We start from the raw sequence: 24,857 nt of genomic DNA, 5'->3' as shown, positions 1-24,857 counted from the left end.
ACCACGCCAAGTCCGATGTTCTGTGACGCTGCAGGGTGCGCAGCACGGCCGGACAGCAAAAAAAAGGGCTGGAATTGCTTCCAACCCTTCCTACCCTGCCGCCCTGAGCGGCAGGAACGCAAGCTTCAGCCCGGATCTCAGAATTTGTTGTACTGCGCCAACCCAGGATTGCCTTTCACACCGATCAGCTTGGGCTCGTTGGGCTTGAGCGGCTTGATGACCTTCTGGTGCTTGAGGTATTCCTCCACGATGTCCCAGATCGGCGGATTGCTGGCGTTGGCCGAAGCTTGCTGCACGGGTGCCCAGCCGGCCACCTTGTAGGTCTTCTTCGGATCGAGCGGCTTGCCTCCCAGGCGCATGTCCTGGATGCGGTTGCCCATTTTCTCATTGGGCGCGCACGTGTACTCCAGCGCCCCCAGGCGAACCATGTCACCGCCCTGCTGGTAGTAGGGATCGGGGTTGAACAGGTTGTCGCAGACGTCCTCCATCACGGCCTTCACGGTTTCGCCGGTCATGTCCGAAAGCGTGCAGTACGGATAGGTGATGGCCAGCTGGGTCATCATGGCCTCACGGGTAATGGGTTCGCCCGGAAGCAGGCTGCCGCCCCAGCGGAAGCCCGGCGAGAACGCCAGGTCGCCGCCGCGCACGGCGAGCATGGCATCGACCACGAGTTGATCCCAGGTGCCGTTGAAATTGCCTCGGCGGTACAACACGCCTTCGGTATGGGCGAGCACCTCGTTCATCTTGCTTTCGTACGGTGCGCGGTGCTTCTTGATCAGCGCCGTCATGTCGGCATCGGCCGGGAGCAGCTCGGAAAACACGGGCAGCAGCCGGTACTTATAGCCCGCCATCTTGCCGCCCCGCACATCGAAATCCATCACCGCGAGGAATTTGCCATGCGAGCCCGCATTCGTCACCAGGGTCATGCCGCCGGAAGGCCGGCGCACCTCGACCGCGACGGCCTCGCCGTCGTGCGTGTGGCCGCCAAAGATGCAATCGATGCCTTCGACCAGCGAAGCCATCTTGCGGTCCACGTCCATACCGTTGTGCGAGATGACGACAACCAACTGCGCTCCCTTCTTCTTGACCTCGTTCACCACCTTTTGCATGTGGTCGGTGTCGATGCCGAAGGTCCAGTCGGGAATCAGATAAGCGGGATTCGCAATCGGGGTGTAGGGAAAGGCCTGGCCGATGATGGCGACCTGCACGCCGTTCATCTGCTTCATCACGTAGTTCGGGAATACCGGGTCGCCGAAGTCGGCGGTCTTCACGTTCTGCGCCACGAAGTCGATCTTGCCCTTGAAATCCTTGGACACGATTTCCTTCACGCGGTCCTGCCCATAGGTGAACTCCCAGTGGGCAGTCATCACGTCCACGCCGAGCTGGAGCTGCGCGTCGACCATGTCCTGGCCCTTGGTCCACAGCGACAGTCCCGTGCCTTGCCACGTATCGCCGCCATCGAGCAGCAGCGCGCCGGGGCGGGAGGCCTTGAGTTTCTTCACCAAGGTGGCGATATGCGCATAGCCGCCCATCTTGCCGTACTGCTTGCCGGCGCGCACGAAATCGAGATAGGTGAACGCATAGGACTCGCGCGTATTGGGCTTGAAACCCACGCGCTTGAGATAGTTCGCCCCCACCAAATGCGGCAGATGACCTTCCATGCTGGCCACGCCGATGTTGACGTTCGGCTCACGGAAGTAGACCGGCTGCAAATGCGCATGACTGTCGGTCATATGCAGGAAATGCACATTTCCCGTCACGGGTGGGTTGTACAGCTGATCCACCTCGGCTGCACTGGCTTCACGCATCATCGGAAATCCGCTGACGCCTGCGGCAGCCAAAACACTGAGAAATTCGCGGCGGGAGATGCTCATTGTGGGTCCTTGAAAAAGAAAAAGCCCGCCGATCGGCAACGATGAGGCGGGCAGGTCAGACTCGGCTAATCGGCTGTCGACCAGCCTAGATACAAACAATCAATTATTTGTTGACAGGAGAATCCGGATCCATCAGCAGCGCCATCACGTCCTTCATCTGCTGCTCGGTCAGAATCTTGTGCGCGCCGAAAGGCGGCATATAGCTGCAGGCATTGAACGCTTCGGAATCATAGATACGCTGCCAGGTGTACTTCAGAACGGCTTCGCTGTTGCCACGCAGCTTCGCGTAGTGGTAAAGCTCGGGGCCGATATTGCCCTGGGAAGGATCATTGGCGATCATCTTGTGGCAAGCCAGGCAATTGCCACCATTGGGCGAGCCGGGCTTGTCGCTCCACTGCATGCCTTTGCCATCTTCAGCGATTTTTAGGCCGGCCTTCCAGTCGCCCAGGTACTGGCCGTCCTTTGGATAAACCACCTTGCTCATCGCATCCTGTTCCAACTTCTTCTGCAGGTCGGCCGGCATGGGCTTGCCCAGATACTCGTACTTGGAACACTCGTACTGATGCTGGGTTTGCTTCAGGCGATCCACGCTGGCCTGGCCCTTGCTGACAAAGTCGTCCTTGAGAATTTTTTGAAACGATGCGGTGGCAAAAGGGTCGCCACCATTTGCCGAAGCGGATTTATCCATTCCCGCACAGCCGCTCAGCACAGCGGCGCTGACAGCCGTCATCGCCAATAGAACAATTTTTTTCATGTCGTCGTCTCCTCTTTTAGCGCTTGAAGGTCGGCGTATGGAGCGTGGCGCCATTCGAGTTGACACCCATATAAGTGATCAAGTCGATCACCGCATTGGATGTGAACTTGGGCGCCGGCCAACGTTGTTGACGCATGCAAGCCAGCATGCGCCATTCAAGCGTGCGAGCAACACCTTGGGAGTTGGGGTAGGCAGGCCAAGTGGCATAGGAAACAGCCGCTTCGCTATTGGTCAGATTGGGCAGCGCTGAAATCTTGATGCGCTTGCCGCTTTCCGAGTGGCAGGCGGCACAGGAAAAACTGAACGGGCCGGCGCGGTAGAAAAACAGCTTTTTGCCGTTCTCATACGAAAGCTTTTCCTGCTCGGTATTTTGCGGAATGGCGATCTTCATGCCGTCGGATTCATGCGCCACATACATGGCGATGTTCTCCAGCGGTGAAGCGTTGCCGCCTTCCTTGGCGAAATGATCAGCATCCGCCTGTTTGGGAGTGAATCCTTGAAGAGTCTCCTCGCAAGTCACCAAACGGGACTCAAGATCCTGCACCTTGCCGGTATCCGGGAAGTAGCGCGGCAGTTGGGCATAGGCGCCCTTCACGACACCAGGGCCGAGGCCGAGATTGCACTGTTCGAGAGAAGCATTTTTCGGGCCGCGCTTTTCGCTCCACAGCTTCTTGCCGTCGTCGATGTTGAAATCGGCGGGGTTACCACCCATCTCGTTCATCAGCTGCAGGTAGGCATTGCCTTCCTGGGTTACGGAAGCGGCTTGGGCGTAATGCATCCCGGCCCCGATCAGCATCAGGGCGGGAAGCGTCATCCCGGCCAGTGCTGCGAAATTTTTTAGTCGTAGTCTCATGGTCTCCTCGCGAACAGTGCGTACTGCATCAAACAAATGAGGCGTGAACTTCAGAAGCGGGAACTTCAGGACACTGTGGTGCTGTCAGTCTGGGTTTCGCCCTTGTTGTCCAGCCAGGTCACAGACACCTTGTCACCCGACTTGCCGCCCTTGAAGCGGAATTCCAGGAACGGATTCTTGGAAATGGCGGTGCCCCAATCGCAAGTCATGACGGTTTTGTCGTTGTTCTTGCAAATGACGGATTGAATGAAATGGGCGGGGATGATTTTCCCGTCGGGGCCCTTCATCAGGCCGGTGTCCTCGGGGTGGGTCATCAGGACACGAACAATCACAGCATCGCCTTCGACGTTGGCGCGCATGCGCATCGGATTTGGCATATTGAACTCCAATAAAGTCTAGAAAACCGAAGTAGGAAAGGCCGTTCAGCCGCCGCAGCCACCGAGGGTGACCTTGATTTCCTTCTTGTTGAACAGCAGCTTGTCACCAGCCTTGGCCACGGCGTAGACGTGGGAGGTTTGTGCCATCTTGATGCGGGTCGCCACATTCGGTTCGGCGCCATCCTTGGTGTTGAAGGTCGCGACCAATGCGGTGGGATTCTTTTGCACCACAATGCCGATCATGCTGACACCCGCGGCGGTGGACTTCACACCGACCGGCACGACCGCGCCGTTCTCGGCGATGTCCGGACCGATGATGGAAACATCGGTGCTTTCGGTGGGCGTAGCGCCAAGGATTTTGGCGACTTCATCCAGCGTCTTGGCTTCGAACAGCTTGGGATTCCAGCCCGGGGCGTCGGCCGCCTGGGCGGTAACGGGCAGAAGCCCAGCCGTGGCGGCCAGACCCACAACGGTCGCACCAGCACCCAGCTGCATGACCTGACGACGTGATTGATTCATACGACTATGCTCCTCAAAATGAAAATGCGTAACAGAAAGGCTTGCCTGCGTGGATCGACCACTGGGGATTAACGCTTTACTGCTTCGCTCCGTCTACAACCCAGGTTGCGATCATCTTCGCATCAGCTTCACTGATACTCTGCGGGGGCATGGGGATACTCCCCCATACACCCGAACCGCCCTTCATGATTCGGCCAGTCAACTCGGCCACCATGTCCTTCTTGCCAGCATAGCGCTTGGCAATTTCCTGGTAGCCCGGCCCCACCACCTTGTTGTCGCCGAAACTATGGCAAGCGATGCAACCGTTGGCCTTGATCAGGGAAACGACCTTGGCATTCGGATCGCTGGCAGCCGCCTGCTTCTTTTCGTCGATCTTCTTCAACTCAGCTTTCGACAGCGTGACCTGACCGCGGATCGGACCCCAGGGGCGAGTTTCGTCTGCCAAGTTTCCCCAGGTGTTCATGGCGTACTCGGGGATGAATGAGTCGACCTTCGGCTTAGCGGCGCAGTTTTTCATGCACTCGACATTGTGGGTATCGGGGATACCACCATTGCCGATTTCCTTGCCGGGCCACATCCCATGGTTCCAGGTCATGCCATTGCGGTTCGGCAGCATATCCTGAACCTGCTGGACGTTGTCGCGGGTGAGGGTGAAGTTGGCCGGCACGACATTCGCCAAATTCAGCAAGTAGGCGACCAGGGAATATGTTTGGTTCCAGGTCAGCGTGTCCGGTGCATTCCAAGGCATCGCGCGGTGGATATAGTCGAAGAGCGTCGACAGGGTCGAGAGCTTCTCGATGGATGTGCCGCCGCCATCGGTCACGTTGGCCAGCTTGGCCACGCGTCCCGTGGCGATGTCCTGCTTGGACGCCTGGTAGGCGCCGACGATGGGCGGGAATACGGCGTTGGAATCGGCGAAATCCCCGTGACAGGAAGCGCATGTCGATTCCCACAGCTTGGTGCCTTCGGCCACCGTGCCCTGCCCTTGCGGCAGACCCTGGAAATCGGGCCTTACGTCGATATTCCACGCCTTGATTTCATCCGGCGTTGCGCCACGGCCCAGCGTGGCCCCCAGATTTGCTCCCCAGGCCGCCGAAAAGGCCAGGCCGAGAGCTGCCGCAACGGCGGCCTTACGAATTCGCGAGTTGGACATTGCGAACATCTCCAGTTTCTTCAACTTGCCAAGTTTGGATGGAATTGTTGTGGTACACCGAACGCGTGCCACGGACTTTGCGCATTTCCTGATAGGTGGGCTGCACCATGCCGGTTTCGTCGACAGCGCGGCTTTGCAGGAAAGCACCCTTGCCATTCCACACCCAGGGAATGTTGAAACGGGTCAGCGCCTTGTTCTGGATCGGGCCCTCGAGTCGGGCCTGCTGCCAGCTCACACCACCGTCGAAGGACACGTCGACGCGCTTGATCTTGCCGCGGCCGGACCAGGCCAGGCCGGTGACGTTGTAGACGCCCTTGTCCATCAGGACCTGGCCGCCGGAAGGCGAAGTGATGACGGACTTGCATTCCATGATCGACGTGTACTGGCGCAACTTGCCGTCCGGCATCAGATCGACATAGCCCAACACCTCGTCCTTCGTGGCAAAAGGCGAAGTGCCAAGCTTGATGCGGCGCAGATACTTGATTTGCGACACGCCTTCCACGCCAGGGACGACAAGGCGCAGTGGGTAGCCGTTCTCGGGACGCAGCATTTCGCCGTTTTGCCCGTAAGCGACCAACACTTCCCCGGAGATCACCAGAGACATCGGGATGGTGCGGTTTTCGTGCGACCCATCGGCCCCCTCGGCCATGATGAAACGCACGCCCTTGAGGTCGGCGCCGCAATCTTCGAGCAGCTTGATCAGCGGCACGCCGGTGAACTCGCTGCACGACACCATGCCGTGCGTGTATTGCACGGTGGGCACAGACACGTTGCCCCACTCCATGGCGCTGTTCGCGCCGCACTCGATGAAATGGATGCGGGACACCGGCTGCATGCGCATGATGTCGCCCACGGTATAGACCTTGGGGTTCTTGACCAGGCCCTTCTCGCCCATCACCATCAGGCGATGCTGCGCCGGGTCGATGTCATACCAGCCCTGGTGCGAGCGGTTGAAATGCAGGCCGGAGGGCGTGATGATGCCGAACATCCCCTGCAGCGGCGCGAACGCCACGTTGGCCTGATTCACCGCCGAAAGGCCAGGACTGATGCGGCGCACCAGATTGGCCTCGTACTTGGAAGGCATGCCATAGGGCGGCTCATCCACCGGCTTACCCAGCGTGGTTCCCCACTCGGGCTTGTCCAGAATGAATTTGCTGCCCTTGTCGCCAACCCAGTCCTTGCGGTCCTCGGCGTAAGCGTTTGCGGCACCCCCAGTCACCATGGCGGCACTGGCCGCGGTGAACGCCCGGCGCAGAAAATCGCGACGGCCGCCCTGAACCTGCGCGATCTGCTCGGCAGTCAGGAAGTTTTCCGGTGCAGGACGCAACCGGCCTAGCCTTTTGCTGTAGTCACTCATCCTCGTACTCGCTGGTAAATGCTAAATGCGCCGAGCCAAGCGCTCTGATTGGGAAACGGACTCTGGATCGTCCAGCTCGATGGCAATTTGGGTGCAAACCGTGCGGCATAACTGCACCGCCTTCTCACTCTGCACCCGGTAATAAACCTGGTTACCCACACGCCTCTTGGCCACGATGCCGGCCTGGTACAGCACCTTGAGATGCTGGGACACGTTGGGCTGGGTGGATTCGACCACTTCCATGATCTCGCCCACACCTCTTTCCTGATTGCAGATCGCGTTCAGGATGCGAAGGCGTAATGGCGTGGCAAGGACGCCGAACAATTCCGCCGCAAGAATGAACACGCGCTCGGCGTCTTCATCATCTTCGGCATCGGTGTTCAATAGTGGCAGGGACGTAAGTTGCGCGGTCATTGAATTTGCTTATAAGCAAGCACTTATGATTGTAGGGAAGTGGACCTATGAGTCTAGACGGCGCGCCTAGGATTTTCCCTAGTCAATGGTGAACAATTGCTTCACAAAGGCCCGCCATGGATGCCATGGATCCTTGCGAGCGCGCCATGCTCCATCCGTTTCGGCGGGCTCAGACGGATACCACCGTGCGACCGAGGGCCTGCCCCGCCATGATCCGGGTCGCGGCCGCCAGCGCCTCGCTCAATGGCAGATCGTGCGCCATGCGCTCGAGTTGCGCGGTGTCGACCTCCCTGGCCAGCGCGGCCCAGGCAGCCTGTCGCGCGGCCATGGGTTGCATCACGCTGTCCACCCCGCTCAGCGTCACATTGCGCAGAATGAATGGGGCCACCGTGGTTGGGAAATCCATGCCTTGGGCAAGTCCGCATGCGGCGACCACGCCACCCCAGCGCGTCTGCGCGCAAGCGTTGGCCAGGATATGGCTGCCCGCGCTATCCACCACTGCGGCCCACCGCTCTTTCTGCAAGGGCTTGCCGGGACCGCTCAGCGTTGCGCGGTCGATGACCTCGGCCGCGCCCAGCGCGTGCAAATACGCAGCTTCGGCAGGCTTGCCCGTTGCGGCGACGACACGATATCCGCGACGAGCCAGCAGGCCCACCGCGACACTGCCGACGCCCCCTGTCGCCCCGGTCACCAGCACATCGCCATCCCCGGCCGCAACGCCATGGCGCGCGACGGCCTGCACGCAAAGCATGGCGGTGTATCCGGCCGTGCCGAGAATCATGGCCTGACGGGTGTCGAAACACTCCGGCAGCGGGACCAGCCAATCGCCCTGCAGGCTGGCGCGCTGCGCCAGACAGCCCCAATGCGTTTCGCCCACGCCCCAGCCGTTGAGAATCCAGCGATCCCCAGGCTTCCAGCCCGGGTGGCTGCTGCGCAGCACCACGCCAGCGCCGTCGATGCCGGGCACCATGGGCCAGCGCCGGACGACGGGGGCGCTGTCGGTCAGGGCCAGCGCATCTTTGTAGTTGATGGAGGAATGCAGAACCTGCACCAGCACATCGCCATCGGGCAAATCCTGCTCGTCGACGTCGCGCAACGCCGCATGAAACTTGCCCTCATCCTTGCTCAGCAGCCAAGCCTTGAACATTGTCGGTCTCCATCGGATTTGTTCTGTCGCGAGCCTAGTTCAGCGCGGCGCGCCATGCAGGCACGAGGACAAGCCAGGTTCGTGCAAAGGTTGACAGTCCCGCGCCGGAAAGGGTAAGTTGATCATGTTATGCAGGATTTTCACGCGCACTCGCTGAAACTGATCTTGAGCCTTGCCGTTCTGGTGGCTTCGGCAGCGGCATGCGCGCAAAACAAACCAGTTGGCGAGGACGCCTCAAACGCCGCGCAGGCGGGCTCGCCGGCAGCCTCGAACGTATCCGGGGCATCTTCCGGCAAAAGTGATGTCCTTCAGCAGTGGCTTGCCCGGAACGGCCTGGTTCAGCAGGTTTCGACCCGCGCCTCGGATCTGGTGGTCAACGCCCTGGGTTTTCTAGGTGTGCGCTACAAATATGGCGGCGATCATGCTTCCACCGGGTTTGATTGCTCGGGCTTCGTGCGCCATGTCTATCAGCAGACTCTCGGTCTCGTCTTGCCCCACAGCGCGGCGCAACAAAGCCGCGAGGGCGAGAAAATTTCCGAAAGCCAGTTGCGCCCTGGTGATTTGGTGTTTTTCAACACGCTGCGCCGCGCGTTCTCCCATGTCGGCATCTACATCGGCAATGGCGAATTCGTCCACTCCCCGCGCCCGGGTCAAAGCGTGCAGATCAGCAAACTCGACGATCCCTACTGGGCGCGCCACTTTGATGGCGCGCGCCGCTTGATCACTCACGCCGCCGATCCGCTGCCACCGGCACAGGCCGCAGCGCCAGGCCCGGACCCATCAAGCGGGGGCGCCGCGGACAAGGCCGCGGAGCAGGTCCAGGCCCAGGGCTCCGTCAGCCACTAAGGCCTCGCGACGACCGTCGGCAGGCCCGGCGCAAGGGCTAGCGCTTGGCCGGAGGCAGGTCTGTGCACGCTCCTTCGGCCACCTCCGCCGCCATGCCGACGGATTCGCCCAGCGTGGGGTGCGGGTGGATGGTGCGTCCGATATCCACGGCGTCAGCGCCCATTTCAATCGCCAGCGCAATCTCGCCAATCAGGTCGCCGGCGTGGGTTCCGACGATGCCGCCGCCGACGATGCGATGGGATTCGGCGTCGAACAGCAGCTTGGTGAAGCCCTCGTCGCGGCCGTTGGCGATGGCGCGGCCCGAAGCCGTCCACGGAAACAGCCCCTTGGTCACGGCAATGCCCTGCTCCCTGGCCGCGTCCTCGGTCAGCCCGACCCAGGCGATCTCGGGATCGGTGTAGGCGACGCTCGGAATCACCCTGGCATCGAAAGCCGCGCGTGCCAGTGCCGCGTCCCCGCGCAGTTCCCCGGCGCAGACCTCGGCTGCAACATGGCCCTCATGCACGGCCTTGTGCGCGAGCATGGGCTGGCCGACGATGTCGCCGATGGCATGGATATGCGGAACGTTCGTGCGCTGTTGCGCGTCGACCGGGATGAATCCGCGCTCGTTGACCGTGACGCCAGCCCTCTGCGCCCCGATCTTGCCGCCGTTGGGCGCACGCCCCACGGCCTGCAACACCAGGTCATAGCGCTGCGGCTCGGCGGGAGCGCCTGCCCCCTCGAAGCGCACCCAGATTCCGTCGGGCTTGGCCTCGGCCGCCACGGTCTTCGTGTTCAACAGGATGCGGTCAAAGCGCTTGGCGTTCATTTTCTGCCAGACCTTGACCAGATCGCGGTCGGCGCCCGGCATCAGGCCATCGAGCATTTCCACCACGTCCAGGCGTGCACCCAAGGTCGAATAGACGGTGCCCATCTCCAGACCGATGATGCCGCCGCCGACGATGAGCATGTTTTTCGGCGACTGGTCCAGCGCCAGGGCACCGGTGGAATCCACCACGCGCGGATCCTCGGGCAGAAAAGGCAGGCGCACCGCCTGAGATCCGGCCGCGATGATGGCCCGCTTGAAACGCACGGTCTGCGCAGCCCCCGTCTTGTCCTGCGCCGGACCCTGGGTCAACTCGACCACCACGTGATGCGGATCGGCAAAACTGCCATAGCCGCGCAGCACGGTCACCTTGCGCATTTTCGCCATCGCGCCGAGTCCGCCGGTGAGCTTGCCGACCACCTTGTCCTTGTGCGCGGCAAGCTTGGCGCGGTCCACCTTGGGGGTGCCGAAATCGACCCCAAGAGCCGCGAAGTGGGCGGCCTCGTCCATCACCGCCGCCACATGCAGCAGCGCCTTGGAAGGAATGCAGCCGACGTTCAGACAGACTCCGCCGAGCGCGGCGTAGCGTTCGACCAGAACCACCTTTAGGCCCAGGTCTGCGGCGCGAAATGCGGCGGAGTAGCCCCCTGGTCCCGAGCCCAGCACCATCACGTCGCAATCGTGGTCGACCGTGCCCGCGTAGCTTCCCGTGGCGGGCGCCGCGGTGATCGACGCAGGCGCTGCCGCGGCGGGTTTCGCTGCATCCGGCACGGAAACGGATTGCGCCGCCGACGCCGTGCCGGCGTCGCTCGCATCAGCCTCCAGATCGAGGAGCACCGAGCCTTCGCTGACCTTGTCTCCGAGCTTCACGCGCAACGCCTTGACCACCCCGGCCGCGCTGCTCGGAATCTCCATGCTGGCCTTGTCGCTCTCCACCGTGACCAGTGATTGCTCCACCGCCACGACGTCGCCCGGCTTGACCAGAATCTCGATCACCTCCACTTCCTTGAAATCCCCGATGTCGGGGACTTTGACTTCCATCGTTGCCATGCGTGTGGTCTCCAAGGTTCACAGCAGCGCGCGCCGCATGTCGGCCAGCAACTCGCCCAACAGGGTGGTGAAACGCGCCGCCATCGCGCCATCGATCACGCGATGGTCGTACGACAAGGACAATGGCAGCATCAACCTCGGCTGAAAGGCCTTGCCGTCCCATACCGGCTTGATCTGCGATTTGGACAGGCCGAGGATGGCGACTTCGGGCGCGTTGATGATGGGCGTGAACGCGGTGCCGCCCACCCCGCCCAGGCTGGAGATGGTGAAGCTGGCGCCCTGCATGTCGGATGGCTTGAGCTTGCCCTCGCGCGCGGTGGCGGCGAGCTGGCCCATTTCGGTGGCAATCTGGCCCAAGCCTTTTTGGTCCACATCCTTCAACACCGGCACGACCAGACCTTGGGGTGTATCGGCCGCGAAGCCCAGATGCACGTAGTCCTTGAGGATCAGGTTCTCGCCTGACTCGTCGAGCGAGGCGTTGAACGCCGGCATCTGCCTGAGTACCGCGACGCAGGCCTTCATCACGAAAGCCAGCATGGTGAGCTTGACGCCGCTCTTGGCCAGACGTTCGTTGCTGGTTTTGCGGAACTCCTCCAGCTCGGTGATGTCGGCTTCGTCGAACTGCGTGACGTGGGGAATCATGGCCCAGTTGCGCGCCAGATTCGGGCCGGAAATCTTCTTGATGCGCGACAGCGGCTCGGTGCGGATGGGGCCGAACTTGGCGAAGTCGACCTTGGGCCAGGCCAGCAGGTTCAGGCCGATTCCGTTCTGCGCAGGCTTGGCGGCAGCGGCGGCCTGGGTGACGGCCTTGCCCGACATCACGGCCTTGACGAAGGCCTGCACGTCATCGGCGCTGATGCGCCCCTTCGGGCCGGTACCCTTGACTTCCGCCAGGGGCACACCCAGTTCGCGCGCCAGCTTGCGCACCGTGGGCGATGCGTGCGGCAGGTGAGCGGGCGTCGGCGCGGGCGCCACGGGTTCCAGCGCCACAGTGGGCGGTACATGCTTGATCGGCTCGGAGGCGAAACCCACGCCCACCGCCGCCGGAGCGATTGGCGCTGCCGCAGCGGCCGCAACGGCTTCGACAGGCGCGGAAGCCGTTGCGGCAGTGGGCTCGGCTGCTGCGGCCGACGCAGCCTCGAGCTCCAGCAGGACCGAGCCTTCGCTGACCTTGTCTCCGAGCTTCACGCGCAACGCCTTGACCACCCCGGCCGCGCTGCTCGGAATCTCCATGCTGGCCTTGTCGCTCTCCACCGTGACCAGTGATTGCTCCACCGCCACGACGTCGCCCGGCTTGACCAGAATCTCGATCACCTCCACTTCCTTGAAATCCCCGATGTCGGGCACCTTCACATCCACGACTGCCATGCTTGTCTCCAGTTTTATCAAGGCGCGGGCTCAGGCCAACAAGGGGTTGATGCGATCGGCGTCGATGCCGTACTTGGTGATCGCTTCCGCCACCTTGGCCTGCGGCAGCGCCCCCTCGTCGGCCAGGCTGCGCAGCGCTGCGAGCGTGACGAAATGGCGATCGACCTCGAAATGCCGCCGCAGCTTGGTGCGCGTGTCCGAACGGCCGAAACCGTCGGTGCCCAGAACGCGATAGCTGCGCCCCTTTGGCAGATAAGGACGAATCTGCTCGGCGAACAGGCGCACATAGTCGGTGGAGGCGACCACCGGGCCCGGGTGCTTGTCCAGTTGCTGCGCCACAAAGCTTTGGCGCGGCGCCTGGCCCGGATGCAGCAGGTTCCAGCGCTCCGCGTCGCGGCCATCGCGCGCCAGCTCGTTAAAGCTCGGGCAACTCCAGACGTTGGCGGCCACACCCCAGTCTTTTTCCAGCAAATCCGCCGCGGCGATCACCTCGCGCAGGATGGAACCGGAGCCGAGCAATTGCACCCGCGGCGTGAGCTTGGGCCCCTCGCGCAGCAGGTACATGCCCTTGAGGATTTCCGCCTCGGTTCCGGCACGCAGTCCCGGCTGCGCGTAGTTCTCGTTGAGCAGGGTGAGATAAAAGAACACGTCTTCCTGGTTCTCGACCATGCGCTTGAGGCCGCTGTGCAGAATGACCGCCACCTCGTGCGCGAAGGTGGGGTCGTAGCTGACGCAATTCGGGATGTTGGAAGCTAGGATCTGGCTATGGCCGTCCTCGTGTTGCAGGCCTTCGCCGTTGAGGGTGGTGCGGCCCGAGGTTCCGCCGAGCAGAAAACCGCGCGCCAGCATGTCGCCGGCGGCCCAGATCAGGTCGCCGATGCGCTGGAAACCGAACATCGAGTAATAGATGTAGAAGGGAATGGTGATGCGGTTGCTGTGCGAGTAGCTCGTCGCCGCGGCGATCCACGAGCACATGCCTCCGGCCTCGGTGATGCCTTCCTGCAGAATCTGCCCGGACTTGTCCTCGCGGTAATACATCACCTCGCCGCGGTCTACCGGGGTGTACTTCTGTCCCTCGGGGGCGTAGATGCCGATCTGGCGGTACAAGCCCTCCATGCCGAACGTGCGGGTCTCGTCCACCAGGATGGGAACGACGCGCGGACCCAGGTTCTTGTTGCGCAGCAGTTGATTGAGGCAGCGCACATAGGCTTGGGTGGTCGAGATTTCGCGTCCCTCGGCAGTGGGCTCGAGCACAGGCTTGAAAATGTCCGCCAGGTCGGGGATCGGCAGCGTCTCGTCGGCCTTGCGGCGACGCTGCGGCAAGGAGCCGCCCAAGGCCTTGCGGCGCGCGTGCAGGTACTGCATCTCGGGCGTGTCGTCGGCCGGTTTGAAGAACGGCAGGTTCGGCAACTCGTGGTCGGGAACGGGGATGTTGAACCGATCGCGGAATTCCCGGATATCGTCATCGGTGAGCTTCTTCACCTGGTGGGCCACGTTGCGCGCCTCGGCGGCCTGGCCCATGCCGTAGCCTTTGATGGTCTTCACCAGCAGCACCGAAGGCTGGCCCTGGTGATGCGCCGCGGCGTGGAAGGCGGCGTAGACCTTCTGCGGATCGTGACCGCCGCGGTTGAGGCGCCAGATGTCCTCGTCGCTCATGTTCTTCACCATCTCCAGCAGCTTGGGATGGCGGCCGAAGAAGTGCTTGCGCACGAAGGCGCCGTCGTTCGCCTTCATGGCCTGGTAATCGCCGTCGAGCACGTCCATCATCACCTGGCGCAGGATGCCGTCCTTGTCGCGCGCGAGCAGCGGATCCCAGTACGAACCCCAGATCAGCTTGATGACGTTCCATCCCGAGCCGCGGAACTCGGCTTCGAGTTCCTGGATGATCTTGCCGTTACCGCGTACCGGACCGTCCAGGCGCTGCAGATTGCAGTTGACGACGAAAATCAGGTTGTCGAGCTTCTCGCGCGCGGCCAAGCCGATGGCGCCGAGCGATTCGGGTTCGTCCATCTCGCCATCGCCGCAGAACACCCAGACCTTGCGCTTCGACGTGTCGGCGATGCCACGCGCATGCAGGTACTTGAGAAAGCGCGCCTGGTAGATGGCCATGATCGGCCCCAGGCCCATGGACACCGTGGAGAATTGCCAGAAATCGGGCATCAGCTTGGGGTGGGGATAGCTCGACAGACCCTTGCCGTCGACCTCCTGGCGGAAGTTCAGCAGTTGCTCTTCGCTCAGGCGGCCTTCCATGAAGGCGCGGGCGTAGATGCCCGGTGCGCTATGGCCCTGAAAATAAATCAAGTCGCCGCCGTGGTCTTCCGTGGGCGCATGCCAGAAGTGGTTGAAACCGGCACCCAGCATGCTGGCCAGCGAAGCGAACGAAGCGATATGCCCGCCCAGGTCGCCTCCGTCGGGCGGATGCAGGCGGTTGGCGCGCACCACCATGGCCATGGCGTTCCAGCGCATATAGGCACGCAGACGTTCCTCGATTTCCACATTACCCGGATTGCGCTCCTCCAGATCAGGAGGAATCGTGTTGACATAGGCCGTGTTGGCCGAGAACGGCATGTCCACGCCGTTCTGGCGGGCCTGGTCGAGCAGCGACTCGAGCAGAAAATGCGCGCGCTCACGCCCTTCGGATGCGATCAGCGCCTGGAGAGCGTCCAGCCATTCCCGTGTTTCTTGGGGATCGCCGTCATTGGCGGACGCGGGCATCTCGGGAACTGCGGCCATGATGAATCTCCTCTGTGGTTTGGCTCTAGTATTGCAGAGAGTTTTTCGAATCACAATATTCGTTTTTATATTATGAAAATATAGGGCTGTTTGAAGACAAGCACGGCGGCCAGCGACAAGATTCAAATGCGCCCTTGCGTAAACGCAAACACGCGCCACGACCTTGCCAGCCGCAAGACAAGCCAAGTCCGTCGCACAGTCGGCATGATGGCCGGCCGGCACCGCAGTCGCTTCTTTCGCGGAAACAGCGACCCAGGGCTGCTGCGCGATGGCCCGGGAACGTCAATCAAGCACGGCCGATCCCAACTTGCATAGACTGCAAGGGTGAAACGACCGCACCGAGCCTCGTCCTCCCGCCATCCCGCGCCGTTCGCGCTGGAATGGCGCATGCGCTTCCAGGCCTTTATGCGCAGCCGCAGTGCCGACCGCCTGCTGCTGTTCGGCCCGCTACTGTCTCTCGTGCTGTTTCTGGGGGCTGCCGCCGCCCTCGTGCGCTACACCCAGCAGACGGAGTTGCAGCGCGAACGCGACACCCTGCAGCGCGATAGCGAATGGGCGCAGCAACGCATGAGCCTGGAAATGGCGCTGATGCAAGAGCAGGTGCAGTCCATGGCCAATGCGCTGGAGTCCTCCCCGCGCGGCCCCGCGCGCCTCGAGGCCATGGCCCGCAACTTCATCCATCAGCATCAGAGCGTGGAGTTGATCTACGCCACCGATGCGAAGGCCAGGGTCACGCAGACCGTCATGAACCCCGGCTTGCCGCACGACCTCAAGCTCTTGCAAGCGGGGAAACCGCTCACCCTGGCTTTTTCGGAACGCGCCTATGCACAGGCCCAGAGCAGCCTGCACACCACATACACCCTGCCCTACCTCCTGCCACGCGTCGGCTGGGTGGTCGAGTCCGTCACACCTGTATTACGCGATCAGCAATTCGTCGGCACCGTGAACGCGGTGTTCTCGGTCGATGGCTTGCTGCGCGGCGCCGTGGCCCAGGAATTGAGCAGCCGCTACGCGGTCGCCCTGATCAACCAAAACCAGGATGTTCTGGCCAGCAGTGCCTCGGCGGAGACCGGCATGAAACCCCTGCAGTACTTGGTTGCACTGCACCCCTTTGACGCCGGCCTGTTCATGCGTGTGAGCAGTTACCACACGGCACCCGGTTGGGGTGTGCGCGGCCTGTATTGGGCCGTGTTCGTGCTGTCGGCGCTGATGCTGTGGATGTTGTGGGGCACCTGGCGCCAGATGCGCCAACGCCTGCTGACGCAGGAAAGCCTCACACGCGAAACGGCATTCCGCCGCGCCATGGAGAACTCCCTGTCGACCGGCATGCAAGCCATCGACCTGAAGGGCCGCATCAGCTACGTCAACCTCGCGTTCTGCAAAATGACCGGCTTCGCGGAAGAAGAACTGGTGGGCCGCGCCCCGCCTCACCCGTATTGGCCGCCCAGGCGCTCGGCGGAAATGGCACTGGCCCTGCAACAGACCCTCGATGGACTCGCTCCGCCTTCGGGGTTCGCCCTGAAAATGCGGCGCAAGGACGGCAGCGAATTCGATGCGCGCATCTACGTCTCGGCGCTGATCGATGCACGCGAACGCCAGACCGGCTGGATCACCTCCGTCACCGACATCACCGAACCCACACGCATCCGCCAGGAACTGGCCGCGTCGCACGAGCGTTTCGTCGCCGTGCTCGAGGGGCTGGACGCAGCCGTGTCGGTCCTGGCCATCGACCGCAATGAGCAGCTGTTCGCCAACAAGCTCTACCGCCAGTGGTTTGGCGCCTCGGCCCATGGACACTACCTGCTCAGCGGTCAGGACCCCTCGCCCTATGCCCTGCAGGACGGCGACGACAACGTCGACGCCTATGCCGGACTGCCTGCCGGGGAGATCATCAATCCCTCCGCCCAGGTGCATGAAATCCATGTCGCCGCGCTCGAGCGCTGGTTCGATGTGCGGCTGCGCTACATCCAGTGGGTGGACGGGCGCGTCGTGCAGATGCTGATCGCCACCGACGTCACCGCGCGCCACCAGGCCGAGGACGTGGCGCGCAATCAGGAAGAAAAGGCGCAGATCACCAGCCGGCTCATCGCCATGGGCGAAATGGCCTCGTCGCTGGCCCATGAACTGAACCAGCCGCTTACCGCCATCAACAACTATTGCTCAGGCATGATCGCGCGCATCAAGGGCCAATCCATGCCGCCGCAAGAACTGCAGGCAGCCCTGGAAAAGACAGCGCGCCAGGCGCAGCGCGCCGCCGCCGTGATCCGCCGCGTGCGCGACTTCGTCAAGAAGAGCGAACCCCACCGCATTGCCTGCCGCGTGCAGGACGTGGTGCAAAACACCTTGGAACTGGCCGAAATCGACCTGCGCCGCCGCAATGTCCGCCTGTTCACCCATATCGCTCCGGGCATACCCACCCTGTGGGCCGATCCCATTCTCATCGAACAGGTGCTTCTCAACCTGTTGCGCAACGCCGCGGAGTCGGTCGACAAGGCGCAGCGCACCGGGCTTGCACGCAGCATCGAGCTGCATATCGACGCCGACCCGCGGCAAACCACGTTCAGCGTCAAGGACAACGGCACTGGCGTGCCGGAGGACGTATTGCCGCACCTGTTTGAAGCCTTCTACACCACCAAATCCGAAGGATTGGGGATCGGCCTGAACATCTGCCGATCCATCATCGAGTATCACCATGGCCGTCTTTGGGCCGAGAATCAATACAATCAGGACGGCCTGAGCGGCTGTGTATTCAGCTTCACGCTGCCATTCGAAGCGACGCCGGATGCCGCACCGCCCAACGCCAACGACCCTGCCGAGGTTGGTACCACGATATCGACCAGTCGACCTGTCCCGCCAACGACAACGACGCCAGCGACATCCTCCTTCGTCTCACCATCCGACCACAACCAGACAAACCCATGAAATCCGCAAGCAAAGGGACGGTTTATGTCATCGACGACGACGAGGCCGTACGCGATTCACTGCAATGGCTGCTCGAGGGCAACGACTACCGGGTACGGTGCTTCGAATCGGCAGAAACCTTCCTCACGCGCTTCGATCCGCGCGAAGCGGCATGCCTGATCGTCGATGTCCGCATGCCGGGCATGAGCGGCCTGGAACTGCAAGACCGGCTCATCCAGCGCGGGGTGGCCATGCCTCTGGCCTTCATCACGGGCCATGGCGATGTGCCGATGGCGGTCACGACGATGAAGAAAGGCGCGGTGGATTTCATCGAGAAACCTTTCAATGAAAACCTGCTCCGCGATCTGGTCGACCGCATGCTGCAAAAAGCCCGCATCGACCTCGAGGAACACGCCCAGAACGCCAACCGCGAAGCCTTGCTGGGCAAGCTGACCAGCCGCGAATCGCAGGTTCTCGAGCGCATCGTCGCTGGACGGTTGAACAAGCAAATCGCCGACGATCTCAATATCAGCATCAAGACGGTGGAGGCGCACCGCGCCAACATCATGGAAAAACTCGGCACCAACACCGTGGCCGACTTGCTCAAGATCGCCCTGGGCGCCAATAAATAGCTTGGCGGCCTCGGCGCGCACCTTCGTCGGCTTCAGCCCGCACGGCGCCGTTGCGGTCGTGCGCATTCCCGCTCTTCTCCACACTCCATGACCGCTCAACGCATCGATGGCAAGGCCCTGGCCGCACAGGTCCGCAGCGAAGTGGCAGTCCGCGCCGCCGCGCTCACAGCCGCCGGCCGGCAACCCGCGCTGGCCGTCATTCTGGTCGGCGCCGATCCTGCCAGCCAGGTTTATGTCCGGAACAAGGTGTCGGCCTGCGAACAGGCAGGGCTGCGTTCCGTCCTCGAAACCTACGGCGCGGAACTGCGCGAAGCCGAACTGCTCGCCCGCATCCACACGATGAACCAGGACGACGCCATACACGGCATCCTGGTGCAACTGCCGCTGCCGCCCCATATCGACGCCCAGCGCGTGATCGAGGCCATTTCCCCGCGCAAGGACGTCGATGGCTTCCATGTCGCCAGTGCCGGCGCCCTGATGGTGGGCCAACCTGGTTTTCGCCCCTGTACGCCGCTGGGCTGCATGCGCATGCTCGAGCACATCGGCATGGGCAAACTACGTGGCAAGCACGCCGTGGTGGTGGGCCGCTCGAACATCGTGGGCAAGCCGATGGCGCTGATGCTGCTGGCGGCAGACGCCACCGTCACCATCGCCCACAGTGGCACCCCGGACCTTGCCGCCACTTGCCGCCACGCCGATGTGCTCGTGGCCGCCGTGGGGCGCCCGCGCATGATCACCGGCAGCATGATCAAACCCGGGGCCGTGGTGATCGACGTCGGCATCAACCGACTTCCGGACGGCAGCCTGTGCGGGGACGTGGACTTCGAATCCGCGCAGGATGTGGCCGGCTGGATCACCCCCGTGCCCGGCGGCGTCGGCCCGATGACCATCGCCATGCTGCTGGCCAATACCGTGCAAGCCTGCGCGCAAGGCTGAGGAGCTTCATCAACATGTCCGCCCAAGACCACGCCCAACCGGCCCCGGATGCCGTTTTGCCCGGACAGACCGTGAAGCACAACCCACTCCTCGATTTTTCCGGCCTGCCCGACTATGCCCAGGTGCGGCCCGAGCATGTGCAGCCGGCCATCAGCCAACTCATCGCCGAGGCACGTCAAGCTCTGGCGCAAGCCACCGATCCCTCCACGCCGGCCCGTTGGGAAACGGTGGTGGATCCGCTCAGCGTCGCCACCGAGCGGCTGTCTCGGGCCTGGGGCATGGCCAGTCACCTCAATGCCGTGGCGGACACTCCCGCGCTGCGCGAAGCTTTCAACGCCGCCTTGCCGGAGATCACGGAATTCTGGACCGAGCTCGGTGCCGACGCGCGCCTCTACGCCCAATACAAGCGGCTGCACGCAAGCTTGGCCTTCACCGCGCTCAGCCCTACCCGCCAACGCATCATCGAACACGCGCTGCGGGACTTCCGCCTGGGGGGCGCGGAACTGCAAGGCGCAGATCGTCAGCGTTATGCGCAAATCCAGGAGCGCAGCGCGGCCCTCGCCCAACGCTTTTCCGAAAACCTGCTCGACGCGACCAATGCCTTCACACTTCACGCCCAAGCGGATGCCGTGACCGGCATTCCGGACGACGTCCTCCACACCGCGCGGGACGAGGCCGCCAAGGCCGGCAAACCCGGCTTCCTTTTCACGCTCCATCAGCCTTGCTATTTCCCGGTCATGCAGTATGCGCAGGACCGCGCCCTGCGCGAGCGCATGTACCGCGCCTACGTTTCCCGGGCCAGCGAATTGGGCGATCCGGCGCTCGACAATTCGCCGGTCATGGCCGAACTTCTTCAATTGCGCGACGAGGAGGCCCGGCTGCTGGGCTTTGCCAACTTCGCCGAACTGTCGCTCGAACCCAAGATGGCGGACAGCCCCGAAGCGGTGGAGAAATTCCTGCTGGACCTGGCCAGGCGTGCGCGCCCATATGCGGAACGCGACCTGCGGGATCTGCGCAGCTTTGCCGCGGAACATCTGGGTCTGCCCGAACTGGCCGCCTGGGACATCGCATATGCCTCGGAGCGCCTGCGTGAGGCCCGCTATGCCTATTCCGAGCAGGAGGTGAGGCAGTATTTCACCGAACCCCAGGTGCTCGCCGGCCTGTTCGACCTGGTGCAGACCTTGTTCGGCATCCGCATCCGCGAGGACGATGCCTCCTCAGGCGGAGCATGGCATCCGGAGGTTGCCCTTTGGCGTGTGGAGAACCAACAAGGCGAATTGATCGGCCAGTTCTACACCGACCTGCACGCCCGTCCCGGCAAGCGCTCCGGGGCATGGATGGACGACGCCCGCGCGCGCTGGTTGCGTCCCGGCAGACATCTGCAAACCCCGATCGCCCTTCTGACCTGCAATTTCGCTGCCCCCGTCGACGGCAAACCGGCGTTGCTCACGCACGATGACGTGCAGACCTTGTTCCATGAATTCGGCCATGGCCTGCACCACTTGCTCACGCAAGTGGACGATCTCTCCGCCTCGGGGATTTCGGGCGTCGAATGGGATGCCGTGGAATTGCCCAGCCAGTTCATGGAGAATTTCTGCTGGGAATGGGATGTGCTGCAGCGCCTGACGCGCCATGTCGACAGTGCGGAAACGCTGCCACGCACACTGTTCGAGCGCATGCTCTCCGCGCGCAATTTCCAGGCCGGGCTGCAGACCCTACGTCAGATCGAGTTCTCGCTGTTCGACTTGCGCCTGCACCACGGACTACGGACATTCACACCCCAGGCCGTGGCCGAAACGGCGAGAATGACGCGCGACGAAGTCGCTGTCTTGTTTCCGCCCGACTTCTACCGGTTCCAGCATAGTTTTTCGCATATCTTCGCCGGTGGCTATGCTGCGGGGTATTACAGTTACAAATGGGCCGAAGTGCTGTCGGCTGACGCCTACGCGCATTTCGAAGAGCATGGTGTGCTCGACCCCGAAACCGGCAAACGTTTCCGCGACGAAATCCTTGCGCGAGGCAGCAGCCGTGCGGCGCTCGAGTCGTTCCGGGCCTTCCGCGGACGCGACCCCCAAATCGACGCTCTGCTGCGCCACCAAGGCATGAGCGAAACGACTCGAACCTGACCGGCCTCTTTTCCGATTCTGGAGCAAGCCCATCATGACCCCACGTCCAGTCTTTCTTGCGACCGCTCTGGCCATCCTGCTGGCCTCGCCAGCCTGGGCGCTCTACAAGATCGTCGGACCCGATGGGCAAATCACCTTTACCGACATCCCTCCCAGCAGGCCCGGGCGTGAAGTCCAGCGCCTCGGCGCAATGCCGGAGCAGGTACGGCCCGGCCAAGGCGCCAGCCAGGTTCCTGCCGACCTGGTGCCCATCGTGCGCAAATACCCCGTGGTGATTTACACAACGCCGCAATGCCCGGCTTGCGAAGACGGGATCAAACTGCTGCAGCAGCGTGGCATCCCCTACACCGACAAAAGCATCTCGACGGCTGCCGACATCGCCGCCTACAAGCAGATCAGCCAGGGTTCGGAGAAGTTGCCGCTGCTGACCGTGGCGGGGGTTCGTCTGCCCGTCGGCTACGACCAGGCCGCCTGGAACCAGGCGCTGACTGCCGCAGGGTATCCGCATCAGTCCCGCCTACCGAAGGACTACAGATTCGGGACCGCGGAACCACTCGTACCGGCACCGGCCCTGAAAGCCCCTCAAGCGGCCGGCAAAGCCAGTGCACCGGACCAACTACCTGCGGTTCCTGTCCTCCCGCCGCACAACCCGAACGCACCTCCGGGCTTTCAATTTTGAGTTTGCGTGCAGACACGCCACCGGTGCGCGCGACGCTGCCCGCACGCATGCTTCAGAGATAGGCGTGCTCCTGCACACCGCCGGGAGTGCCGACCAGCGCCACATCGGCTCCGCGATGCGCGAAAAGCCCCACCGTCACCACGCCTGGAATCTGGTTGATGGACGTTTCGAGTTCGCGCGGCCGGGAGATGGTCAGGCCATGCACATCCAGGATGATGTTGCCGTTGTCGGTGAGGTAGTCCTTGCGCAGGCGAGGATCGCCTCCCAGCGCGCGCAAGCGCCTTGCCACGAGCTCGCGCGCCATCGGCACGACCTCCACGGGCAAGGGAAACTTGCCGAGGGTGGAAACCAGTTTGGACGCATCGACGATGCAGACAAAGCGGTCGGCCGCCTCAGCGATGATCTTCTCGCGCGTCAGCGCCCCCCCGCCGCCCTTGATCATCGCGCCTGAAGCGTCGATTTCATCGGCCCCATCGACATAGACCGGAATACGATCGACATCGTTCAGGTCCAGGACTGCGATCCCATGCGCTTTCAGTCGTTCGGTACTACGCTCCGAACTGGACACCGCACCCCGCACCTTGTGCTTGATGGTTGCCAAGGCGTCGATAAAAAAATTCACGGTCGAGCCGGTACCGACGCCGATAATCTGATCTTGTGGAATCTGGCGCAATGCGGCTTGCGCCACTGCCTGCTTGAGTTCGTCCTGCGTCATGTCTACCTTCAAGGGTGGGGTGGCCTTTATTATCGCCGCTTGCACAACCGGTGCGAACAGCACGCCTCGTGCAGATCCGAACCCTCGCCAGCAATGCCACTCCCTTACGGTTTGATCCGCCCGATTTTGTTCAATCTCGATGCGGAGGCGGCGCACGACCTCACGCTGGCGGGCCTGCGCCTGCTGCACCAGACGGGCCTTGCTCTGCTCTACGCGCATGCGCGCGTCCACGACCCGGTGCAATTGCTCGGCTTGAATTTTCCAAACCGGGTAGGCCTGGCGGCAGGTCTCGACAAGAACGGGGAAGCCATCGACGCGCTGGTGGCCATGGGTTTCGGCTTCATCGAGTTGGGCACCGTGACGCCGCGCGCCCAGCCTGGGAACCCGAAACCACGCCTGTTCCGCCTGCCACGGGCCCAGGCGTTGATCAATCGCATGGGGTTCAACAACGCCGGAGTCGATGCCCTCCTTCGCCATGTGCGCCGCAGCCGCCGACAAGTTCCGCTGGGGCTGAACATTGGGAAAAATGCGCGCACCCCCATCGAGCAGGCTCTGGACGACTACCGGGCTGGCTTGCAGGCCGTTTATCCCTACGCCGACTATGTGACCATCAACGTCTCGTCGCCCAACACGCAAGGCCTGCGACAGCTGCAAACCGATGACGCGCTGGAGGCCTTGTTGCAAGGGCTTGCAAACGAGCGCGCCCGACTCGCGGATGCGCAAGGCAAATCCGTGCCCATGCTGGTGAAGGTGGCGCCCGACTTGCATGCCGAGCAGATCCACGCCTTGGCCGATGCACTGCAGCGCCACGGCATCGATGGCGTGATCGCCACGAATACAACCACCGCGCGCGCTGCCGTTGTCGGCTTGCCGTACGCCGACGAGGCCGGCGGACTGAGCGGGGCGCCCTTGCGCGAGCCGTCCACGCAGGTCATCAAACTCCTACGCGCCCGCCTCGGTGCGGGTTACCCCATCATTGGCGTTGGCGGCATCTTGAGGGCCGAAGACGCGGTCGAAAAAATTCGGGCCGGCGCCGATCTGGTCCAGATCTACACCGGTCTGATCTATCAAGGACCGAAGCTTGTCGCGGACTGCGCCCAGGCGCTATCGGGCCGAAGCCACTGAATCTGGGCGGCCGAGAGTCAAAACGGTTGGAGAGGAAGGGCAGAACATCACCCGGACGAACCGGATGATGGATGAGGATTTACTTCTGCTTGAGGCGCGTCTTGTTCGCGGTAATGTGCTCGTAGATTTCACGCGACCGCTGCGACAGCGGCCGACCGAAACCTTCGCGCCAGGGTGATGAGACTTTGACTTGGGGGCGCTTGCGAAAGGTGGAGGCCACCTCGGCTGCGTTTTCCATCATGAGATCCCAGGGATTGGATTCCTTGGATGCCTGCGGCTTGCTGGCCAGAACATCGGCATCGGAGTCCACGGATTTGCGCGTAGTAGTCGTTTTTGCCACGGCTCGCCCTCTAACGGAACTTAGGTCATCAACACAATGATGAAAGCCCATCGATCAAGCCATGGCCTTTCATCAACACACGCAATTGTAACCCAAAACGTCGCGAAGGCGCAACACAGCGTTCTGCATAGCCCCTCCGACCCGGGGTTTCAG

General features: G+C 62.5%; 21 protein-coding genes. 7 read left to right on the top strand and 14 right to left on the bottom strand.

Annotation, left to right across the window (positions count from 1 at the left end):
* Positions 1-137: 137 nt before the first annotated feature.
* The 9 genes from soxB to acuI form a co-directional block, all read right to left on the bottom strand.
* Complete coding sequence (gene soxB, locus THIARS_RS08725; RefSeq protein WP_094160331.1) at positions 138-1,874, bottom strand: thiosulfohydrolase SoxB; 1,737 nt, start codon at positions 1,872-1,874, stop codon at positions 138-140.
* Between the two features lie 103 nt (positions 1,875-1,977).
* Positions 1,978-2,628 carry a sulfur oxidation c-type cytochrome SoxX gene (soxX, locus tag THIARS_RS08720; protein WP_094160330.1) on the bottom strand — a complete coding sequence of 217 codons (651 nt, stop codon included), beginning with the start codon at positions 2,626-2,628 and terminating at the stop codon, positions 1,978-1,980.
* A 16-nt stretch (positions 2,629-2,644) separates the two neighbouring features.
* Positions 2,645-3,481 (bottom strand): sulfur oxidation c-type cytochrome SoxA, encoded by an 837-nt coding sequence (gene soxA / locus THIARS_RS08715; RefSeq protein ID WP_094160327.1) that lies wholly within the window; start codon positions 3,479-3,481, stop codon positions 2,645-2,647.
* Positions 3,482-3,546: 65 nt separating this feature from the next.
* Positions 3,547-3,858 carry a thiosulfate oxidation carrier complex protein SoxZ gene (gene soxZ / locus THIARS_RS08710; RefSeq protein ID WP_094160719.1) on the bottom strand — a complete coding sequence of 104 codons (312 nt, stop codon included), beginning with the start codon at positions 3,856-3,858 and terminating at the stop codon, positions 3,547-3,549.
* 45 nt (positions 3,859-3,903) lie between these two features.
* Positions 3,904-4,377, bottom strand: a complete 474-nt coding sequence (gene soxY / locus THIARS_RS08705) for a thiosulfate oxidation carrier protein SoxY (protein ID WP_094160325.1) — start codon at positions 4,375-4,377, stop codon at positions 3,904-3,906.
* Between the two features lie 76 nt (positions 4,378-4,453).
* A complete protein-coding gene (locus THIARS_RS08700; protein WP_245845670.1) occupies positions 4,454-5,554 on the bottom strand; it encodes a c-type cytochrome in 1,101 nt (366 codons plus the stop codon).
* Positions 5,508-6,887, bottom strand: coding sequence for a sulfite dehydrogenase (gene soxC, locus THIARS_RS08695; protein WP_094160321.1), 1,380 nt, complete (start codon positions 6,885-6,887; stop codon positions 5,508-5,510). The genes THIARS_RS08700 and soxC overlap by 47 nt, the downstream gene beginning before the upstream one ends.
* Before the next feature lie 21 nt (positions 6,888-6,908).
* Positions 6,909-7,301: an ArsR/SmtB family transcription factor gene (locus THIARS_RS08690; RefSeq protein WP_094160319.1), complete on the bottom strand. Its 393-nt coding sequence runs from the start codon at positions 7,299-7,301 to the stop codon at positions 6,909-6,911.
* A 169-nt stretch (positions 7,302-7,470) separates the two neighbouring features.
* A complete protein-coding gene (acuI, locus tag THIARS_RS08685; RefSeq protein ID WP_094160317.1) occupies positions 7,471-8,448 on the bottom strand; it encodes an acrylyl-CoA reductase (NADPH) in 978 nt (325 codons plus the stop codon).
* A 165-nt stretch (positions 8,449-8,613) separates the two neighbouring features.
* Between acuI and THIARS_RS08680 the strand changes: the two genes are divergently transcribed.
* Positions 8,614-9,294, top strand: coding sequence for a C40 family peptidase (locus THIARS_RS08680; protein WP_245845667.1), 681 nt, complete (start codon positions 8,614-8,616; stop codon positions 9,292-9,294).
* 37 nt (positions 9,295-9,331) lie between these two features.
* Here THIARS_RS08680 and lpdA read toward each other — a convergent pair whose 3' ends face one another.
* Genes lpdA through aceE form a run of 3 tightly spaced genes read right to left on the bottom strand, consistent with a single transcriptional unit; the run spans position 9,332 to position 15,250 of the window.
* Positions 9,332-11,149 (bottom strand): dihydrolipoyl dehydrogenase, encoded by a 1,818-nt coding sequence (gene lpdA, locus THIARS_RS08675; protein WP_094160313.1) that lies wholly within the window; start codon positions 11,147-11,149, stop codon positions 9,332-9,334.
* Positions 11,150-11,167: 18 nt separating this feature from the next.
* Positions 11,168-12,517, bottom strand: a complete 1,350-nt coding sequence (gene aceF, locus THIARS_RS08670) for a dihydrolipoyllysine-residue acetyltransferase (RefSeq protein WP_094160312.1) — start codon at positions 12,515-12,517, stop codon at positions 11,168-11,170.
* A gap of 30 nt (positions 12,518-12,547) precedes the next feature.
* Entirely contained in the window at positions 12,548-15,250 is a 2,703-nt protein-coding gene (gene aceE / locus THIARS_RS08665; RefSeq protein ID WP_094160310.1) for a pyruvate dehydrogenase (acetyl-transferring), homodimeric type, read from the bottom strand.
* A gap of 324 nt (positions 15,251-15,574) precedes the next feature.
* Between aceE and THIARS_RS08660 the strand changes: the two genes are divergently transcribed.
* From THIARS_RS08660 to THIARS_RS08640, 5 genes are all read left to right on the top strand, one after another.
* Positions 15,575-18,172, top strand: coding sequence for a PAS domain-containing sensor histidine kinase (locus THIARS_RS08660; protein WP_245845666.1), 2,598 nt, complete (start codon positions 15,575-15,577; stop codon positions 18,170-18,172).
* Complete coding sequence (locus THIARS_RS08655) at positions 18,169-18,783, top strand: response regulator transcription factor (protein ID WP_094160306.1); 615 nt, start codon at positions 18,169-18,171, stop codon at positions 18,781-18,783. The genes THIARS_RS08660 and THIARS_RS08655 overlap by 4 nt, the downstream gene beginning before the upstream one ends.
* A gap of 87 nt (positions 18,784-18,870) precedes the next feature.
* A complete protein-coding gene (folD, locus tag THIARS_RS08650; protein ID WP_094160304.1) occupies positions 18,871-19,719 on the top strand; it encodes a bifunctional methylenetetrahydrofolate dehydrogenase/methenyltetrahydrofolate cyclohydrolase FolD in 849 nt (282 codons plus the stop codon).
* Positions 19,720-19,733: 14 nt separating this feature from the next.
* Complete coding sequence (locus THIARS_RS08645; RefSeq protein WP_094160302.1) at positions 19,734-21,845, top strand: M3 family metallopeptidase; 2,112 nt, start codon at positions 19,734-19,736, stop codon at positions 21,843-21,845.
* 34 nt (positions 21,846-21,879) lie between these two features.
* On the top strand, positions 21,880-22,524 hold the full coding sequence (locus THIARS_RS08640) for a glutaredoxin family protein (RefSeq protein WP_094160301.1): 645 nt from the start codon (positions 21,880-21,882) through the stop codon (positions 22,522-22,524).
* Between the two features lie 52 nt (positions 22,525-22,576).
* On the opposite strand, the gene rpiA is transcribed toward THIARS_RS08640, so the two are convergent.
* Positions 22,577-23,239: a ribose-5-phosphate isomerase RpiA gene (gene rpiA / locus THIARS_RS08635; protein WP_094160299.1), complete on the bottom strand. Its 663-nt coding sequence runs from the start codon at positions 23,237-23,239 to the stop codon at positions 22,577-22,579.
* 93 nt (positions 23,240-23,332) lie between these two features.
* Between rpiA and THIARS_RS08630 the strand changes: the two genes are divergently transcribed.
* Positions 23,333-24,364, top strand: a complete 1,032-nt coding sequence (locus THIARS_RS08630) for a quinone-dependent dihydroorotate dehydrogenase (protein WP_094160297.1) — start codon at positions 23,333-23,335, stop codon at positions 24,362-24,364.
* 79 nt (positions 24,365-24,443) lie between these two features.
* Here the strand turns inward: THIARS_RS08630 and THIARS_RS08625 are convergent, their stop codons facing one another.
* Positions 24,444-24,704 (bottom strand): hypothetical protein, encoded by a 261-nt coding sequence (locus THIARS_RS08625; protein WP_186436611.1) that lies wholly within the window; start codon positions 24,702-24,704, stop codon positions 24,444-24,446.
* Between the last annotated feature and the right edge of the window lie 153 nt (positions 24,705-24,857).

Source organism: Thiomonas delicata (assembly GCF_900088825.1).
Classification (GTDB): Bacteria; Pseudomonadota; Gammaproteobacteria; order Burkholderiales; family Burkholderiaceae_C; genus Thiomonas_A; species Thiomonas_A delicata.
This window is presented reverse-complemented; position numbering and strand designations above follow the sequence as displayed.

What these genes read in the sequence shown, in the direction of transcription:
- soxA (WP_094160327.1), bottom strand. Translation starts at nt 3,481, where the DNA reads ATGAGACTACGACTAAAAAATTTCGCAGCACTGGCCGGGATGACGCTT.
- THIARS_RS08640 (WP_094160301.1), top strand. Translation starts at nt 21,880, where the DNA reads ATGACCCCACGTCCAGTCTTTCTTGCGACCGCTCTGGCCATCCTGCTG.
- THIARS_RS08645 (WP_094160302.1), top strand. Translation starts at nt 19,734, where the DNA reads ATGTCCGCCCAAGACCACGCCCAACCGGCCCCGGATGCCGTTTTGCCC.
- folD (WP_094160304.1), top strand. Translation starts at nt 18,871, where the DNA reads ATGACCGCTCAACGCATCGATGGCAAGGCCCTGGCCGCACAGGTCCGC.
- acuI (WP_094160317.1), bottom strand. Translation starts at nt 8,448, where the DNA reads ATGTTCAAGGCTTGGCTGCTGAGCAAGGATGAGGGCAAGTTTCATGCG.
- soxB (WP_094160331.1), bottom strand. Translation starts at nt 1,874, where the DNA reads ATGAGCATCTCCCGCCGCGAATTTCTCAGTGTTTTGGCTGCCGCAGGC.
- lpdA (WP_094160313.1), bottom strand. Translation starts at nt 11,149, where the DNA reads ATGGCAACGATGGAAGTCAAAGTCCCCGACATCGGGGATTTCAAGGAA.
- THIARS_RS08690 (WP_094160319.1), bottom strand. Translation starts at nt 7,301, where the DNA reads ATGACCGCGCAACTTACGTCCCTGCCACTATTGAACACCGATGCCGAA.
- THIARS_RS08630 (WP_094160297.1), top strand. Translation starts at nt 23,333, where the DNA reads ATGCCACTCCCTTACGGTTTGATCCGCCCGATTTTGTTCAATCTCGAT.
- soxZ (WP_094160719.1), bottom strand. Translation starts at nt 3,858, where the DNA reads ATGCCAAATCCGATGCGCATGCGCGCCAACGTCGAAGGCGATGCTGTG.
- rpiA (WP_094160299.1), bottom strand. Translation starts at nt 23,239, where the DNA reads ATGACGCAGGACGAACTCAAGCAGGCAGTGGCGCAAGCCGCATTGCGC.
- soxC (WP_094160321.1), bottom strand. Translation starts at nt 6,887, where the DNA reads ATGAGTGACTACAGCAAAAGGCTAGGCCGGTTGCGTCCTGCACCGGAA.
- THIARS_RS08655 (WP_094160306.1), top strand. Translation starts at nt 18,169, where the DNA reads ATGAAATCCGCAAGCAAAGGGACGGTTTATGTCATCGACGACGACGAG.
- soxY (WP_094160325.1), bottom strand. Translation starts at nt 4,377, where the DNA reads ATGAATCAATCACGTCGTCAGGTCATGCAGCTGGGTGCTGGTGCGACC.
- aceE (WP_094160310.1), bottom strand. Translation starts at nt 15,250, where the DNA reads ATGGCCGCAGTTCCCGAGATGCCCGCGTCCGCCAATGACGGCGATCCC.
- aceF (WP_094160312.1), bottom strand. Translation starts at nt 12,517, where the DNA reads ATGGCAGTCGTGGATGTGAAGGTGCCCGACATCGGGGATTTCAAGGAA.
- soxX (WP_094160330.1), bottom strand. Translation starts at nt 2,628, where the DNA reads ATGAAAAAAATTGTTCTATTGGCGATGACGGCTGTCAGCGCCGCTGTG.